The sequence below is a fragment of the Rhizobium leguminosarum genome, assembly GCF_001679785.1.
In the GTDB taxonomy this organism is placed as follows: Bacteria; Pseudomonadota; Alphaproteobacteria; order Rhizobiales; family Rhizobiaceae; genus Rhizobium; species Rhizobium leguminosarum_R.
The window spans coordinates 302,164-317,170 of sequence record NZ_CP016286.1; the positions used below are offsets into that span (position 1 = coordinate 302,164).

Annotated in this window: 19 protein-coding genes and 1 pseudogene; 7 read left to right on the forward strand and 13 right to left on the reverse strand. The window is 60.6% G+C overall.

Annotation, left to right across the window (positions count from 1 at the left end):
* Positions 1-281: 281 nt before the first annotated feature.
* The 5 genes from BA011_RS01640 to BA011_RS01660 form a co-directional block, all read right to left on the reverse strand.
* A complete protein-coding gene (locus BA011_RS01640; protein ID WP_065279198.1) occupies positions 282-2,204 on the reverse strand; it encodes an adenylate/guanylate cyclase domain-containing protein in 1,923 nt (640 codons plus the stop codon).
* 338 nt (positions 2,205-2,542) lie between these two features.
* Entirely contained in the window at positions 2,543-2,989 is a 447-nt protein-coding gene (locus tag BA011_RS01645; protein WP_065279199.1) for a hypothetical protein, read from the reverse strand.
* 418 nt (positions 2,990-3,407) lie between these two features.
* Complete coding sequence (locus BA011_RS01650) at positions 3,408-3,986, reverse strand: DUF308 domain-containing protein (RefSeq protein WP_065279200.1); 579 nt, start codon at positions 3,984-3,986, stop codon at positions 3,408-3,410.
* A 195-nt stretch (positions 3,987-4,181) separates the two neighbouring features.
* Positions 4,182-4,799 (reverse strand): hypothetical protein, encoded by a 618-nt coding sequence (locus BA011_RS01655; protein ID WP_065279201.1) that lies wholly within the window; start codon positions 4,797-4,799, stop codon positions 4,182-4,184.
* Positions 4,800-4,870: 71 nt separating this feature from the next.
* Complete coding sequence (locus BA011_RS01660; protein WP_065279202.1) at positions 4,871-5,461, reverse strand: TetR/AcrR family transcriptional regulator; 591 nt, start codon at positions 5,459-5,461, stop codon at positions 4,871-4,873.
* A 197-nt stretch (positions 5,462-5,658) separates the two neighbouring features.
* Here BA011_RS01660 and BA011_RS01665 point away from each other — a divergent pair, with 197 nt between their 5' ends.
* Both BA011_RS01665 and BA011_RS01670 read left to right on the forward strand, forming a co-directional pair.
* A complete protein-coding gene (locus BA011_RS01665) occupies positions 5,659-6,378 on the forward strand; it encodes an SOS response-associated peptidase (protein WP_065279203.1) in 720 nt (239 codons plus the stop codon).
* A 74-nt stretch (positions 6,379-6,452) separates the two neighbouring features.
* The gene (locus BA011_RS01670) at positions 6,453-6,773 is read left to right on the forward strand and encodes a hypothetical protein (RefSeq protein WP_065279204.1); all 321 of its coding nucleotides are present in this window, start codon (positions 6,453-6,455) and stop codon (positions 6,771-6,773) included.
* 53 nt (positions 6,774-6,826) lie between these two features.
* Here BA011_RS01670 and BA011_RS01675 read toward each other — a convergent pair whose 3' ends face one another.
* A complete protein-coding gene (locus tag BA011_RS01675) occupies positions 6,827-7,429 on the reverse strand; it encodes a TetR/AcrR family transcriptional regulator (protein ID WP_065279205.1) in 603 nt (200 codons plus the stop codon).
* 51 nt (positions 7,430-7,480) lie between these two features.
* Here BA011_RS01675 and BA011_RS01680 point away from each other — a divergent pair, with 51 nt between their 5' ends.
* From BA011_RS01680 to BA011_RS01690, 3 genes are read left to right on the forward strand one after another with little or no spacing between them, the layout of a single operon-like run.
* Positions 7,481-7,930 carry a VOC family protein gene (locus tag BA011_RS01680; RefSeq protein ID WP_065279206.1) on the forward strand — a complete coding sequence of 150 codons (450 nt, stop codon included), beginning with the start codon at positions 7,481-7,483 and terminating at the stop codon, positions 7,928-7,930.
* Positions 7,927-8,346 (forward strand): nuclear transport factor 2 family protein, encoded by a 420-nt coding sequence (locus BA011_RS01685; protein WP_065279207.1) that lies wholly within the window; start codon positions 7,927-7,929, stop codon positions 8,344-8,346. The genes BA011_RS01680 and BA011_RS01685 overlap by 4 nt, the downstream gene beginning before the upstream one ends.
* Before the next feature lie 14 nt (positions 8,347-8,360).
* Positions 8,361-8,834: a nucleoside deaminase gene (locus tag BA011_RS01690; RefSeq protein WP_065279208.1), complete on the forward strand. Its 474-nt coding sequence runs from the start codon at positions 8,361-8,363 to the stop codon at positions 8,832-8,834.
* Positions 8,835-9,207: 373 nt separating this feature from the next.
* Here the strand turns inward: BA011_RS01690 and BA011_RS01695 are convergent, their stop codons facing one another.
* The 4 genes from BA011_RS01695 to BA011_RS01710 all read right to left on the reverse strand — a co-directional run bounded on the left by BA011_RS01695 (position 9,208) and on the right by BA011_RS01710 (position 11,461).
* Positions 9,208-9,999, reverse strand: a complete 792-nt coding sequence (locus tag BA011_RS01695) for an aldolase (protein ID WP_065279209.1) — start codon at positions 9,997-9,999, stop codon at positions 9,208-9,210.
* A 208-nt stretch (positions 10,000-10,207) separates the two neighbouring features.
* Positions 10,208-10,624: a GFA family protein gene (locus BA011_RS01700; RefSeq protein ID WP_017959478.1), complete on the reverse strand. Its 417-nt coding sequence runs from the start codon at positions 10,622-10,624 to the stop codon at positions 10,208-10,210.
* Between the two features lie 46 nt (positions 10,625-10,670).
* The gene (locus BA011_RS01705) at positions 10,671-11,135 is read right to left on the reverse strand and encodes an SRPBCC family protein (protein ID WP_065279210.1); all 465 of its coding nucleotides are present in this window, start codon (positions 11,133-11,135) and stop codon (positions 10,671-10,673) included.
* Positions 11,132-11,461, reverse strand: coding sequence for an ArsR/SmtB family transcription factor (locus BA011_RS01710; protein WP_065279211.1), 330 nt, complete (start codon positions 11,459-11,461; stop codon positions 11,132-11,134). Before BA011_RS01710 ends, BA011_RS01705 begins: the two co-directional genes overlap by 4 nt.
* A gap of 258 nt (positions 11,462-11,719) precedes the next feature.
* Between BA011_RS01710 and BA011_RS01715 the strand changes: the two are divergent.
* Positions 11,720-12,182 (forward strand): annotated as a pseudogene (locus BA011_RS01715) (hypothetical protein).
* 107 nt (positions 12,183-12,289) lie between these two features.
* On the opposite strand, the gene BA011_RS01720 reads toward BA011_RS01715, so the two are convergent.
* The 3 genes from BA011_RS01720 to BA011_RS01730 all read right to left on the reverse strand — a co-directional run bounded on the left by BA011_RS01720 (position 12,290) and on the right by BA011_RS01730 (position 14,660).
* A complete protein-coding gene (locus tag BA011_RS01720; protein WP_065279212.1) occupies positions 12,290-13,135 on the reverse strand; it encodes a dienelactone hydrolase family protein in 846 nt (281 codons plus the stop codon).
* 956 nt (positions 13,136-14,091) lie between these two features.
* Complete coding sequence (locus BA011_RS01725; protein ID WP_018068856.1) at positions 14,092-14,415, reverse strand: BrnA antitoxin family protein; 324 nt, start codon at positions 14,413-14,415, stop codon at positions 14,092-14,094.
* A complete protein-coding gene (locus tag BA011_RS01730) occupies positions 14,412-14,660 on the reverse strand; it encodes a BrnT family toxin (RefSeq protein ID WP_065279213.1) in 249 nt (82 codons plus the stop codon). The genes BA011_RS01725 and BA011_RS01730 overlap by 4 nt, the downstream gene beginning before the upstream one ends.
* 96 nt (positions 14,661-14,756) lie before the next feature.
* On the opposite strand from BA011_RS01730, the gene BA011_RS01735 reads away from it, so the two are divergent.
* Entirely contained in the window at positions 14,757-14,993 is a 237-nt protein-coding gene (locus BA011_RS01735; RefSeq protein ID WP_003546281.1) for a spike base protein, RCAP_Rcc01079 family, read from the forward strand.
* Positions 14,994-15,007 lie beyond the last annotated feature (14 nt).

Sequence of the window (15,007 nt, forward strand, 5' to 3'; positions counted from 1 at the left end):
CGCGCTTCAAGTAAGTGAAAGTCAAACCAATACGGAAAAATACTTGGATAAATTTTCGGAACTTTATCGGCGCAAGCAAGTTCACTTGCCGACATGAAGAACGCTGACACAGCGACCCCCTCTTTTATGTCCATTCCTGAAATTTGCCCTGCGATTGCGGGGTCTTTTCGGTTGGGTGGACTGCCAGGCAAGTGGTCAAAAGGTCAGGCCGCTCTTCAACCAATGCCGGAGCGCGGCAACCACGCGATCAGCTCTGATGCTCCACCCTCGATCATCCTGTTCTAATCGCCGATATCCCCGACAAGCTCCCAGAGATCGACTTTCCCGGCGCGCCCCTTGACCTGCACCAGGCCAAGCGGGCGAAGGGCGAAGCGATCGGCGACGGCGTCGTGGATGGCGGCGCTGACCAGGATCGAGGTGTTGAATTCCTTGTTCAGTCCTTCCAGCCGCGAGGCGACGTTGATCGTATCGCCCATGGCCGTGTACTGCTGCCTGGAAATCGCGCCGAAGCTGCCGACGACCGCCGGGCCGGTGTGCAATCCAAATCGGGTGATGAGCGCGGGACGGCCATTCCGGCGGTTGGCTTCATTCAACTCGTCGATCGCCGCTTTCATGGCAAGCGCGCATCGGCAGCCGTTTTCGGCATGTCTGGCATCTGGAACAGGAGCGTTCCACATGACGAAAATGGAATCGCCGAGATATTGGACGACAGTGCCGCCGTTGCGTTCGGCGATCGTGTTTAAGAGTTCGAAATAGGCCGACAGCGTATCGACCACGTCCTCGGGCGAATGCTGCTCGGATATGGTGGTGAAGTCGCGGATGTCGGTGAAGAGCACAGTCACATCCTGCCGCTTAGCCTTGACGGCGGTTCTTCCCTTGGGATCGATGATCCGCCTGACGACTTCACGCGGAACATAGAGGGCAAATTGGCTGATGGCATGGCGGCTTGCCGCCAGCGCGCTCGCCAGCGTGTTGATCTCCGATATGAAGGAGTGGGAGACACCTTTCTCGCCGACATCGAGATCGCCGATCCTGCGCGCCTCGTCGGCCAGCCGATAAAGGGAGCGGCTGACCATGCGGGACAGCATCACCGAGGCAGCGACACCCGCGATCAGGAAGGCGCTGGCAACGAGGAGATTGTGCACGAGCAGCCGATTGGCCTCAGCCACCAGATCTTCCAGGGGCACGACGATTGCGGCGACGCTTCCCTTGAACAGACCGGACACACCGACGGGGGCGATCTGCAGGATCTGGCGTTCGCCATCGAGGTCGATCCGCGCCACGCCGCCGCTTGCAAAGGCCGGATCCCGCCTGAGCCTCGCCACCGTTTCGAGGCTCGTGTCGTAACTGTCTTTCGTCGTATCGACGGCAACGGCGCCATCGGCATTTTTCGACCATACGCCGAGAAGCCTGTTCATGATTGCCGGGTCGGAATGGGCGATCAGATCATCGGCATCATCGATGATGTAGGCGCGCGCCCGCGGCGAAATCTCCTGCGCATCCAGCAGGCGGCTGACCGTCATCAGGTGGATGTTGATGCCGACGACAACCTGATCGTCGTCTTTCATCGGTGCTGCGATCGTCAGCGTTGGAAGCTGCAGCGTTCCCGCAACATAGGGTCCGACGGACACTTCCTCGCTGTGCTGGATGACGGATTGGTACCAGGGGCGTTGCCGCGGATCGAATGATGCATGGTCGACGTCACGCTCGGCGATCGGTCTTGCCTGGCCGTCGAGGAAGCGAAACGTCGATATGACGTCCGGGCCCTGACTGCGTGCTATCGTGCGGATGGCGAAAGCCGTGCCATCGGGTGCTGCGAGGATCCGGCGGACATCCTGCCTTTGCGTGTTGATGACCTGCAGATACGAGCCGTCAGGATAGCCGGTGTAGACGCTCGTCGCGTTGGGGACGTTTCTGAGAACCTCCAGAAAGAATTGCTGTTTCGCCGTGATATCCTGGGGAGGCGGGGAGGCGAGCAGCGGCAGGGTCGATGCCAGTGCCACCGCCTCGGTGCCGCCCTGCAGCGTATTGCGGTACCCCTCGATCAGCCGCAGGCTCATCTCGCGCATCTGCTGCACGCCCGCACTGACCGCAGCATCGCTTCCTTGCCTGAACGCCAGCCAGATGATCGGCGTCGACGTGCAAAGCAGCGACGCGACGACCAGGACGCCGAGATGCAGTCGTAGGGGTTTGGACCAGTGCACGAGATTTCCCCCGAAATGCGGACACGTCTCAGCACACCAAGCATAGCCAACGATGGCAGCTAACTGCTTTTTGAAAACTTACACAAGGCGGTGAGTGCGGCCACACCGCCGCTGCACGTTTCGGCAGAACGAGATCGCCGACCGTGTGAGCTGTCGCCAATCATGCCCGCATGCGCCGCTGCCCTTGCTCCAGCAGCCACCCCACGCTCCGTCCTCCTCGGGCTTGACCCGAGGATCCACTCTTGCCTCGATCGCCAGCGGGCATGGATCCCAGGCTCAAGGCCTGGGATGACAGAGGGTGGGGCGGGGGGGTCGACAAGCAAATGGGCGGCAAACTATCAGTCGACACCGTGGCAACGAGCCAGGTCGTCAATGACCTGTTCGTACTGCTGGCGTTCGAACTCAAATGGGCCAAAGCTCTCATAATTCCGCCTTGGCCGATGCGGCTGGCTGAACCCGTCCCATAACACCTTGTTCCGGTGCAGGCGAACATGGGCGACAAGGGGCCAGCATCCGACCTCGCCACATTCACACGACAAGACATAGATTTCGCCCTGTCCACCGCCTTGTACGGGCTCCTCCCGTCCAAGGAAGTAGCTCGATAGCGGACCGAAGCGGTAGAATGAGGGTATGAGGCCGCCATATCCGCCGGCAGGATCGCTGTAGCCGGCGGCGCGTTCGAAGTCCGCCACGAGTTGATCCAAGCCTACTCCATCCACGCACGGAACGATGGCGACCGTCTCTTCGTCCTTGTTTTCGAACTTGAAGCTGAGAAGGTTTTTCATCTACTCTGGATAGAACCGGTCGGCGCTCGCAGTCAACTTCCCCCTATCAGGCGGGCGTCGCCTAATGGCGTTTGAGACCTCGGCGGCGCCTTGCATGGGTAAAATTGCGGGGCAGAATATTGGTGTTGATGGCAGCCGATCATGTCCGGATGCGTCGCTGTCCTTGCTCCAGACGCCGCCCCACGCTCCGTCCTCCTCGGGCTTGACCCGAGGATCCACTCTCGTCTCGATTCAGCGGCGGGCATGGATCCCAGGCTCAAGGCCTGGGATGACGGAGGGTGGGCGCGCGCCGTACCTGGCCAGCGCAGCGGGGCGGTTTTTGCGAGGCCCCCGCTGGCGCAGGGGATGGCATTGAGTATTCGAAATTTCGCCCACGCCAATCTATGCATAAGGATCGAACAGGAGATCTCCAGCCGACTCAGGCCCGCTTCCGCCGCATCTGCGTGACGCTCCGCCAGACGGCCGAGACCAGGAAATAGAAGGCGCCGAGGCCGGCATATCCGGCGATGTTGGCAATGGAGGGCGCTTCCGGCATTTGCGCCTGGGCGATGAAGAAGGCGCCTGCCACCGCGGATTGGCCGCCGCTGAGGATCATCGCCCACTGGCCGCCATTGGTCTTCCAGCGCCGGACAGCGGTTCCAAGCTGCAGCAGGCCGGAAAAGATCGCCCAGAGGCCGAAGACGCCGAGGACCCAGTTCATGCTCATCGTCAACGCGACGATCACGGCCGCTGTCGTTACCGCGCTGACGGCGATGTTGATCGCCTGGCTGCGGTTGTTTGCCAGGCCGCCGTTTCGCGCTGCGTCGATGAGGTTGGCGGCGGCATCCCAGGCCGGGTAGAGGATCAGCAAGGCGGCCGCGACCGCAAGCGACTGGCCGCCGGCCGTCAAGGCTGCGGCGACCCAGATGGCGGAAAAGGCTGCGCGGGTGAAGTAATAGCGCGTCAGCCACTCTTCCCTGTCGCCAGACGCGACGGTGGTTTGATCGGTGGTCATCATGATCTCTTTCCTAATGTGATGGTGTTGGTCTGATAGGGCGGCTCACCGTCGTAAGCGGTGGCGGCGTCCGTCATTGAGTTTGGATTTCCTGGGCTTGCCGGGCCGTTCGGGTCCATCGCCTGCAGGTCAGGCGGCATTTCCTGGCAAATCGCCGGTCGAACCGGGGGGCGGCCCGGCCGACCGGCGACGACGTGGTCACATCGGCGGGACCACGCCATTCTTTCCGACAAGGACCTGATGGGCGAGGGGGCCTGAGGCAGCCTTTTCGGCGGGAATGAAGACGACGGCGCCGGGAACGAGATCGTCCTTGGTGGCCGGAGCGATGGTCACGACCGGCGTGCCGTCCGGAATGGAAATCTTCTTTTCTTTGCCGTGATAGGAGACGGTGACGGTGCGGCCATCGACGCCCTTGACGGCATCGGCCACGGTGGCGTTGGTCATGCTGCTGTCGGGCTTGAGGTCCCAACCATAGCTGCCTTCACCGGCGCCTTTCATCGCCGGCGGGAAGATCAGCACTTCAAGCGCGCCGTCTCCGCCGCCTGCGCTCGGCAGCGAGGCGATGCCGACGAAGTCGCCCGGCTTGATGTCGGTGACCGCCGCATTGGCGACGCTCGCCAGTTTCCAGCCGTCGGCAAGCGTGACATCGACAGTCTCTCCTTCGCGGGTCTTCACCTTGAGAGCGGAGCCGCTATAGGCGACGATGCTGCCGCGGATATGGAACTGCTCGGCCTTCTGATCTTCGGCATGGACAGATGCCGCCGACAAAAGCGCGCTAAGGCCCAGCACTAGGGCGAGAAGGATGTTTTTGAACATGGGGTTCTTCCTACTAGTTGGTAGTTTCGCCGATCGTGGTGGTCGCTCCGGGCGCTCATCCGCCCGGAACGTTATCGGGCGACGGCCGGAGACAGCCGCTGCAATGTCGGCGCCAATATGGTGGCGAAGATTTCCGGGTCGCCGTAAGCACGGGCTGAAAGCATGGCGCCGTGGACGGAGGCCATGAAGGCTTCAGCCTCGACGCGCGGTTCGCTCGCCAGCGTCAGGCTGCCGTCGCGAGCGCCGCGTTCCATCACCGAGTTCAGCCAGGTCGAAAGGAAGCGGAAGAAAGCCTTGACCTCGGCTGCCACCTCCGGCGGCAATGCCGGCAGTTCGCTCGCAAGCAGGGCGCAGACGCAAAAAGGCCGGCTGGCGTCCTCGATGCACTGGGCCCAATGGCCCGCATAGGTTTTGAGAAGCGCCAGGGGATCCTGCACCCGCTGCTCCAGGCCCGCGATGCCCGCCTCGGCATCTTCGCGATATCGCACGACAAGCGTGCGCACCAGGTCGGTCTTGCTCGGAAAGTGGTGATGGATGCTCGCCTTGCGGATCCCGACGACAGCAGCAATATCAGCATAGCTGAAGCCGTTATAGCCTCCGGTCATGATCAGCGCTCGGGCGGAAGCCAGGATTTCGTCGGAGGTCGTCAAAAGATTGCTCATGGTTTAATCTACCTTCCAGTAGGAAGGCTGCCAAGCGGAAAGCAGATTTTCCGCCGTCAGCGGTGGTGGAGACGGTGACAGGCTTCACTTTGACTCCGGCGAAAGCGACGGCGGCATCGGTTGTGGTGACCGGCCTTGACTCGCCTCAAACCACCAGAACATAATCAGAACACCTAATATGCGGGATGGAGTTCTGGATGTGCGGCCGCGTCTATATCAAGACATCGCTTGAGGAACTGGTGCGCAATTTCGCCTTCGCAGAGCGAGGCGCGATCGATGCGCTCGGGAACCGATTTCCACTCTACAACGGCGCGCCGACGCTGGATTATCCCATCATCATTCGCGACATGGTCCGCGAACCTGATGTTATGGGGCCGGTATTCGCCAGCGCTCGCTGGGGTCTGATGCCGGCATGGATGAAGCCGGGAGGGCGTCCGCCGCCGATCAATGCGCGCTGCGAGGGCATTGCCACCAACGGCCTGTTCCGCTCGGCCTACAGGTCGCGCCGTTGCCTGGTGCCGATCAACGGCTTCTTCGAATGGAAGGATATCTTCGGCACGGGCAAGAACAAGCAGCCCTATGCGATCGCCATGGCTGACGGCTCGCCCTTTGCGCTCGCCGGCATCTGGGAGATTTGGCGCAGCCCGGAAGGCGTAGACATCAGAAACTTCGCAATCGTGACCTGTGAGCCGAATGCGATGATGGCGCAGATCCATGACCGCATGCCGGTCGTCCTGCACCGCGAAGATTACGAGCGCTGGCTATCGCCGGAGCCTGATCCGGCCGATTTGATGAAGCCGTTCCCGGCGGAACTGATGGCCATGTGGCCGATTGGCCGCAATGTGGGTTCGCCCAAGAACGACACGGCTGACATTCTCGATCCGATCGACCCCGATCCGGAACCGACGCTGATCTGAATTCACCGGCTCGGGCGGGAGCCATCCATCAACCATGCGGTCGAAGAGAACCTCGCGAGAGGACAGGACAACGCATGCCAGAACAAATCACATGGAAATCGTGGGAACATGTCAGCGGCCGAGAAATCAAATACAAATGGCGGCACGCCTGGAAAGAGAAACCCGGCGACGATTACGTCGCTTTTGACGGCGATATCCAGATCGGAAGGATATTCCGGTCACAGACAGGCGGAGGGATCGATAATCGATGGTTCTGGATCGTGGCGACAGACGGCAGCCATCGACTGGATTGGCCATCGGCCGGATACGAGGACAGTGCCTATGTCGCCTCAAGACGGCTGGAGATGATCTACGAGAGCATCAAGAGCGGGAAACGGAGGACGGCGCACCCATGAGCATTGAAGCAGGCAGGCGTGATGTCGGCTCCGCTCATCGCGACGTGAGGGTCTCACGCGCCCGACGGTGCAACGGCCCGCAACGCGGTCCTGACGATCGCATCGCCGAATTCCGGCGAGACCGGGCGATGGCCGACCAGCAGCCGGAAGAAGACCGGTCCGTAGATCATGTCGAGCAGCGCCTCCATATCAAGCGGCGGAACGATCTCTCCTCGAGCCAGAGCCTCCTCCAGGATGACACGCCCCGCGTTGCGGCTCGACAGGATCACCTGATTGCGGAAGGCCTTGGTGAATTCGCTTTCCGGGTCGGCCGCCGCAAGTGCCATCGTGATCTGCCGCCCGCGCGTGCTCGCAAAGGCAGTCACCAGGCCGCTCATCTGCGCGCCGAGAGCTGCCTGCGCCGTGCTCCCTCCCACCTCCGCTTCCGGCAGCCGGTTGACCAGAAGAGCGGCCATCGCCAGTTCCTGCGCGTTGGCCCAGGAGCGGTAGATCGTCGGCTTGCCGACACCGGACCGCGCCGCCACGGCTTCGATCGTCATGCGGCCAAAACCTTCGGCCATCAGGATTTCATGGGCGGCCTCCAAGGCGCGCCTCTGCGCGGCAGCGCTTGGCGGCCGCCCTCGTTTCTTCGGTATTGCGTTATTCTCTTGACTCATATCTTTACGATACGTAACGTTAATATAAGACCCAGTCAAGGAGGATCACCCATGCCGAGTTTTGCCCGAAAAGTGAGTGCCTACTTCATCGTCAAGGATGCGGCACGGGCCATCGACTTCTACAAGGAGGCTTTCGGCGCCACGGAAGTCTTCCGCATGACCGATCCTTCGGACGGGCGGATCGGCCATGCCGAGCTGCGTTTCGGAGAGACGCTGATGATGTTGGCAGACGAATATCCCGACTTCGGCGCCCTGTCTCCCGATGCCGTCGGAGGCTCGCCGGTGACCTTCCATATGGACACGATGTCGACCGACGCAGCGCTGGCGCAGGCGCTGTCGGCCGGGGCGACGATGTTGCGCCCGGCGACCGACCAGAGTTTTGGCGAGCGGGTGGCGCAGGTGCTTGATCCCTTCGGTCATCGCTGGATGTTGTCGCAAACCATCGAGCAGGTCACGCCTGAGGAGATGCAACGCCGCTGGAACGAGGACATGTCGGCGTGAGTGCCGCAGCCCTTGAAGCGCTCGAGGAGGCTGAGCGCGCCTTCAACGCCGCGATGGTTTCCAACGATCCCACCCAGATCGCCGCCTGCATCACGCAGGACTGGGTGCTGGTGACGCCTGAGCGTGGCCCCATCCCTGCACAGGCTATTCTTTCGGCGATCGAATCCGGTGTCCTCAGCCATGACACGATGACCAAGACGACGCATCACGTCCATCTGCTCGGCAATGTCGCCACGGTTACCGGTCGCGGACAGAACACGGGCATGTTCCGTGGCGAACCTATATCAGCCGACGAATGGATCACCGACGTCTATCACCGGGAGGGTAACAGGTGGCGGTGCGTACTGACCCACCTCACCCCTGTTTGCAGCCCCTTGGAAATCCCTCCGATTCAAGACAAGATCATCCCGCTCTAGCTGGGGGGACTCTGATGGAAAACCACGAGCCGTTTTTGCGCGAGGCGATTGCGCTCTCGAAATCCGCGGTGGCAAACGGCGACGAACCGTTTGGCTCGGTGCTGGTGAAGGACGGCGAAGTCATCCTGCGCGCCGAAAACAGCGTCTTCACCGGCCACGATATGACCAACCACGCCGAGATGAACCTGGTCAAACTGGCGGCGCAGCACTACGACACTGCTTTTCTCGCTGACTGCACGCTCTACACCAGCACGGAGCCCTGCGCGATGTGCTCCGGGGCGATCTACTGGTCGGGCATCGGGCGCATGGTGTTTGCATGCTCCGAAACGCGGCTTGGCGAGATCGCCGGGATCGGGTTGAATGTGCCGAGCCGGGCGGTGTTGCAAACCGGCGCACGCATCGTCACTGTGGTTGGCCCGACGAACCTCGAAGACGAAGCCGCCAAAGTCCATCAGGAATTCTGGCCGAAGCATCTGGGCAAGGCTTAGAGGCTGCCGGCGATAAGCCGAGGGCTATCTCCCGCAACGCCCGCTATCACGGGATCGCTGCGCGGAGCGGACATTGGACACATGCTCGCTACTGCTGGGCCCGCCTAAGGGACGGCTAGCTTTTGAGTGGCAGGCTCGCTGGCCGCATCAGAGTTCGGTGCCCGTCGACTAGCTCCGGCTGGCAAAACAATCACAGATCGAACTTTTTCGAGTGGATGAAAAGCCGTTCGCCCGCCCCATGAGACAAAAATGCCAGTCCTGCCCCGAAAAGCCAGGGCGTTTGTGTAATAGCGGTCGTTAGTCAGAATGTCGTAGCGTTCCGTCGCGTAGCGAAACGCGAAGGCCGGCGCACGCGTAAGACGCGGTCTGCGGTTCAGCGCTTGTATTCCGGTTCGCTGCGATCGAGTGTGCGCTTCACCGATTCTAGATGGAGTCGGGCCGATTCCGGGTCTCCTTCGCGCATTTGCCGGTACGCCGCTTCGGCGATCTCAGGCGCGACGGCAAGGACGTCGCGTCCGGTCGACAGAGCGAGCGTCTGCACTTCGCAGGCGCGCTCGAGATAATAGAGGTCGTCCCAGGCCTCGGCGATATTGGGTGCGCAGACCATCACGCCGTGGTGCTTCATGAAGACGATGTCGGCATCCCCGATCGCGGCGGCGATCCGATCGCCTTCGCGCGCGTCGAGCGCCAGGCCATTGTAGTTCTGGTCGACGGCCGTGCGTCCATAGAATTTCAGTGCGGTCTGCCCGGCAAAGATCAGGGGATCGCCCTCCGTCATGGAAAGGGCGGTGGCATAAGGCATATGGGTGTGGAATGCCGCCTTGGCGCGGGGAAGGTTCTTGTGAATCCTGGCGTGGATGTAAAAGGCGGTGGCCTCAGGCTGTCCGCTGCCCGACACCACGTTGCCGTGAAAGTCGCAGATCAACAACATCGAGGCCGTCAGTTCGGCGAAAGCGTAGCCGTAAGGGTTGACGATGAACAGGTCGTCATAGCCGGGAACGACGGCCGAGAAGTGGTTGCAGATCCCTTCCTCCATGCCGAGCCTTGCCGCCATCCGGAAGCAGGCCGCAAGATCGACGCGGGCCTGCCAGATGTCGTCCGTGTCAAGTTTCGGCTGGTTGGGGCCGCCGGCGGGCGATGGGGCTGTATTGAGGGAGTGCGCCATGGGGTCGTTTCAAATTGGTGTCGAAGGAGAGGGCTATGTTCTGGATTACGCCCGGATCAGCCTCGCATCAAGCCGGCTGGAGACAAACATGGTTCGGTTCATTTGCAAATATCCGCATGGCGCTCGGCGCACGCGTGAGACGCGGCCTGCGACCGGCTCGCGACAGTCTGACCGTCGATTGCACAATCTGACACGCCGCTGCCCCGCCTCACATCGGCGGCATCCCCTCGAATTTTTGCGCAGCCGGATCGGTCTTGTCCCAGGCAAGGCCGCGCGCGGTATAGGTCACCATCTGCGGCTGGTATCGGCCGGGCTCGTCGAGGCTTGCGGCGTGGATGGTGAAGAAGTCAGGCATGTAGGAGAAGGTCATGTAGACCGGCGCGCCGCAGGCCGGGCAGAAGCCGCGCGTCTTGACGTTGCCATTGTCGGCGACCATCTGCCAATGCGTCGCCTGGCCTTCAAGCTTCACCGCCTGCCGGCTCGGGAAGGTCAGATAGGATCCGTGCCCGGTGCCGCTTGAAGCCTGGCAGTCACGACACTGGCAGTCGTTCATCGCAATCGGTTCGGCTGCGATTTCATAGTGGATCGCACCGCAGGCGCATCCGCCGGTGTAAGGCTTGCTCATGTCTTTCTCCTGATAAAACGCCGTATTGGCGGCGACGGCGGTCGCCTCAGTTCGTCTCGTCGGCTATGGCGCCGATATTCTTCACGACCTTCTTCCAGCCTTCGCCCATCTTCTCGAAGGCGGTCTCGTTTTTCGGCAGCACGAAGCCGGAATGGATGAGGCGCAGCCGCGTGCCGTTCTCGACCTTCGACAGGATGAAGGTGACGACGGTGTCGAGCGGCGAGCCGTAGCCGACATTCCCCTCATGCCCGCCCTTCCAGGCATAGGTGAGACGCTCGTTCGGCGTCACCTCCAGCACCCGGCAGTGGATCGTGCCGTCCCAGGCGCCGGCCGGCGTGGTCTGGTAGGTGAAGTGTTTGCCTTCGATGGGCTCGAAGCCGGTGGGCATCATCAGCCAGCGGCCCATCAGATCGGCCGTGGTCAGCGTTTTCCAGAGCGTCTCCGGCCGATGCGGGAAAACCTCGTCGACCACGATCTCCTGCGTGTCATGCTTCAATGCGGCGTCGGTCATGGATCGATTTCCTTTAGCAATGTTCTGAGATTGGCAAAGCGGTCGCGCCAGAAGGTGCCGTAATGGCTCATCCAGTCGACAAGCGGCTCCAGGCCTTCCGGCTCGGCGCGGTAATAGACCTTCCGTCCTTCCGGGCGCTCGGCGACGAGGCCCGCCTGTTTCAGCGCCTTGAGATGCTGCGAAATGGCGCCCTGCGTGACGCTGCTTGCCCGCGTCAATTCGACGACGGTGATCTCGTCGGAGTCGACGATCTGTTCGAAGACGGCCCGCCGCGTGGGATCGGCAAGGGCACGCATGACGGCGGTGATGGAGGCGGTTTCGGTCATGAAGAAATCAATAGCGAACGCTAATTGATGAGTCAATGCTAATTTGTTTTATGAGTGACGGGTTGCGGTGCGCGTTGGACGAGGAGCACGGTTGGAGCCTGACATCGCCCCAAACCCGCCCACACTTTTCGGCATCATGCACTGGCGCCAGTGCCTTGTTTTCTCCGGCACCTGAACTACGGTGCCGGTTTGATGTTTTGGGGGTGGTCGAGTGCGTTTCGTTGCAGCTTTGGTGGTTGGGGACGTGGAAGGCCCAAAGTGACCAAGAAAAACCGTAGCAAGCCGCGCTCGGGAAAACACACCGCCGACACGCCAGCGGTCGACGCGTTCACACGCAGTGCGCTTACATCGGATCTGACGTGGCTGCCGGATATGACGGCTTTTGGAAAGCCACCGCTTACCGCCGAAGCCTATGTAGAGGCCTATCTCGCAGAATCCCGGCGAATGGTATTGGTCGACGCTTTTGCTGCACGACCCGAGCGAGATCGTCTTGAAACGGGTGCTCGCCATTATTGATCAAGCCCAATTGCCCGGGCACGAAAAGGCGCTCGGTCAATTGGGCGCCGGTCCGCTCGAAGACATGATGTCCGAGGAGTTGCTGGATCGTCTGCAACATTGGCTGCCCTTCACGCCGGCTATGCGTTTTGCGCTCAGTCTGGTTCGAATGGCTGTCGAATCTCCTGTCTTGCAACAGCGACTGAAGGCGATGCTCTTGCGCTAGTGCCTCTGCGGGCGGCGAGCATGGATCCCAGGCTCGAGGCTTGAAATGACGGAGGGAAGGGGGCGCGTTTTCGCCAAATTGCCGGTGGCGCGCTCCGAGCTCGGGCTTTAGTTCGACAGGTACTTTCGAAGGAATGTGCGAACGCTGCGGATGGATTTTTCGGCGGCGTCCGGATTGTATTTTTCGATGTGACCCAACACCTTCCTTCCGACCTTAAACTCCGGCGCATCGAAATCGTGGTAGGTACCCTTGTAGACATTGAGCTCGATGGGCGGGCTATCGTCACTCAGATTGGCAAGCCTCTTCCGGCATCGGTCGGCCGGGCTCCAATTGTCTCGTTCGCCAGTCAAAATCAGGATCGGCACCGTCGCATCGCCCTGAGTTGCCGCGCAGCGGGGATAGTAGGCAACCGCTGCCTGGAATTTGTGGTCCATCAGCTGTTCGTTGCCTTCAATTTTTGTTCCCTCCAGCGTCGCCGTGCCGCCGGTTGAAAAGCCCATCAAGGCAACGCGCCTGATATCGACAAAACTTTGTTTCGATAAAAAATTCAAAGCGCCATAGGCGTCGAAGACGCGATCGGGGAGATGGCTTTGACACGTGTCCTTGATATTGCGGGTGGTGAAGCTATCGACGACCAGCACGACGTAGCCCCATGAGATCAGTCGTTTCGGCCAAAGCTCCTTGACGCTCAACCGCATACCCTCGCATCCATGCAGGACGACAACCGCCGGGAAGGGGCCATCACCCCCGGGGCGGGATAGATATCCCAGCAGGGGTGTACCTCGCGGTTGAGAAAGAATTTCTCCCTGTTCCCTAGCCTTGCTTATTCGAAACGGGCTGAGCTTGACGGGCGCGCTTTCGAAGTGAACCAGTTCGTCGGCATCAGCCGGGTTTTCAGCGAACGTGACGCTGAGAAAAGCGACGAGGCAAAGAAAAAGTCTCGTGGTTTTCACTGAACTTCTCCACCGTTAGATCAACAGCCGGCGTATTGTACGCCGGAGCTCAAGGCTCGCAAAGCGGGCGAGGGGTTTTGCCGCCGATTGGGTCGGGTTGGGTTGATTCAAACAAGCACGTAACCTGCGATCATAAGCCCTTGATCACCCCCTGGGCCATCCGTTATGACTACCGTAAATCCAAGCTGCGAAATTTGAATCCAGAGGTGAGGTCGACCAAGTCGGCGCCGCCCGATGTCATGCTTGCGTCGATAATAGCGACCAGTGTCACTGAGCCACCACCATGGATTTGCCACGGAGCTTACCCCTTGCTCCGTCCTCCTCGGGCTTGACCCGAGGATCTACCTTGGCCTCCACCAGCAGCGGGCATGGATCCTCGGCTCAAGGCCGAGGATGACGGAGGGTGGGGAGCGCGGCTTGCCAAACTTGCCGAAGAGCGGATGGCATTCTGGCGCCCACTTGGTCGGGCAGGCTCGATTTCGAACTGACGTGAGACTCACGATTAGCCGTTGATCACCCCCCGGCAAATCAGTTAGGACTACCGTAAATCCAAGCTGCGAAATTTGAATCCAAAGGTGGTGGCAACTAAATCGATGCCGGCCAATCTTATTGAGTCGATAACAGCGGCCAGCGTCACTGAGTCACCATCTCGGGTTTGCCACAAGGCTCACCCCTTGCTCCGCCCTCCTCGGGCTTGACCCGAGGATCCACGCCGACCTCCATCGGCAGCGGGCATGGATCCCAGGCTCAAGGCCTGGGATGACGGAGATTGGGGATGCGTTTCCGGCAGACTCGCCGGGGCGCACAAATTGATCCGCAACCCACGATTAGCCGTTGATCACCCCCCGGCAAATCAGTTAAGACTACCGTAAATCCAAGCTGCGAAATTTGAATCAAGAGGAAATGTCGACCAAGTCGGCGGGCGCCCTCCGATCGAATGTATCAATAACAACCGGTCATTTCCCAAGTCCGGACAGCTTCCTCAGATCATCGTTGATTCTGCTCTGCCATCCTCTTCCGCTTGACCTGTAATGTTCGATCACATCCGGATCGAGCCGGATGGTGATGGTCTGCTTCGTCTGTTCGAGCGCCGGCCGGCCTCTGCCTCTGCGCACTTCGTCGACATGGTCGAAAAACGCCTTCGGCAGGACCTCTGCCGCCGGCCGGGCCGATGCAAGCTCCTCGTCAGTGAGTTCGGGACTATCGACGGCATCCCAATCCTCTTTCGAGTAGCCATTGCCGGACTGAAATTCCTTCTTGACGGGATATTTGGCGGTCATGGAAGCACCTTCCTTTCCTTGTTGCTGGCTGGACGAAAGCTGATAATCGAAACGGCGTCGCTGCCGAGCAGCGCATAGACGACGACGGCGGTTCCGTCTTCATAATAGCCGATCGCCTTGAAGCGGCCGCCATGGCTGGTGGTGATGACAGCATTCTTCCAGTCGAAGAAATACACGTCTTTACAGTCGAAGCCATGCTTCTGGAGATTGGCAATCCTCTTCGCTTCGTCCCAGCTGATTTTCATAATTTGTATGGACATTAATTCGCGGCGTCATGCAAATAAATGTACATACAAAAATCAATTCCGCTGAAAGCCTCGCCTCTCACAAGGAGAATTGCAATGGACCCTTCGATTGCTCCGGCCTCGCGGGCGGCAGTGGTGACGCCGAATGATACCGCCATCGTCGGTGCGCGCGCGCTTTATATCGGCACGGCGGGCGATGTTGCCATTGCGCCGCGTCGGGACATGGATCCGGTCATCTTCAGAAACGTGCCGGCTGGGACGATCCTGCCGGTTCATGCCGCCATCGTGGCGCTGACCGGGACCACGGCCTCCAACATCGTCGCGCTGTTCTAGAACCCTCCAGAAAC

Bases quoted from the DNA above. Each gene is read 5' to 3' on its own strand.
- BA011_RS01645 (WP_065279199.1), bottom strand. From the start codon at position 2,989: ATGAAAAACCTTCTCAGCTTCAAGTTCGAAAACAAGGACGAAGAGACG.
- BA011_RS01650 (WP_065279200.1), bottom strand. From the start codon at position 3,986: ATGATGACCACCGATCAAACCACCGTCGCGTCTGGCGACAGGGAAGAG.
- BA011_RS01655 (WP_065279201.1), bottom strand. From the start codon at position 4,799: ATGTTCAAAAACATCCTTCTCGCCCTAGTGCTGGGCCTTAGCGCGCTT.
- BA011_RS01660 (WP_065279202.1), bottom strand. From the start codon at position 5,461: ATGAGCAATCTTTTGACGACCTCCGACGAAATCCTGGCTTCCGCCCGA.
- BA011_RS01665 (WP_065279203.1), top strand. From the start codon at position 5,659: ATGTGCGGCCGCGTCTATATCAAGACATCGCTTGAGGAACTGGTGCGC.
- BA011_RS01670 (WP_065279204.1), top strand. From the start codon at position 6,453: ATGCCAGAACAAATCACATGGAAATCGTGGGAACATGTCAGCGGCCGA.
- BA011_RS01675 (WP_065279205.1), bottom strand. From the start codon at position 7,429: ATGAGTCAAGAGAATAACGCAATACCGAAGAAACGAGGGCGGCCGCCA.
- BA011_RS01680 (WP_065279206.1), top strand. From the start codon at position 7,481: ATGCCGAGTTTTGCCCGAAAAGTGAGTGCCTACTTCATCGTCAAGGAT.
- BA011_RS01690 (WP_065279208.1), top strand. From the start codon at position 8,361: ATGGAAAACCACGAGCCGTTTTTGCGCGAGGCGATTGCGCTCTCGAAA.
- BA011_RS01695 (WP_065279209.1), bottom strand. From the start codon at position 9,999: ATGGCGCACTCCCTCAATACAGCCCCATCGCCCGCCGGCGGCCCCAAC.
- BA011_RS01700 (WP_017959478.1), bottom strand. From the start codon at position 10,624: ATGAGCAAGCCTTACACCGGCGGATGCGCCTGCGGTGCGATCCACTAT.
- BA011_RS01705 (WP_065279210.1), bottom strand. From the start codon at position 11,135: ATGACCGACGCCGCATTGAAGCATGACACGCAGGAGATCGTGGTCGAC.
- BA011_RS01710 (WP_065279211.1), bottom strand. From the start codon at position 11,461: ATGACCGAAACCGCCTCCATCACCGCCGTCATGCGTGCCCTTGCCGAT.
- BA011_RS01725 (WP_018068856.1), bottom strand. From the start codon at position 14,415: ATGACCGCCAAATATCCCGTCAAGAAGGAATTTCAGTCCGGCAATGGC.
- BA011_RS01730 (WP_065279213.1), bottom strand. From the start codon at position 14,660: ATGAAAATCAGCTGGGACGAAGCGAAGAGGATTGCCAATCTCCAGAAG.
- BA011_RS01735 (WP_003546281.1), top strand. From the start codon at position 14,757: ATGGACCCTTCGATTGCTCCGGCCTCGCGGGCGGCAGTGGTGACGCCG.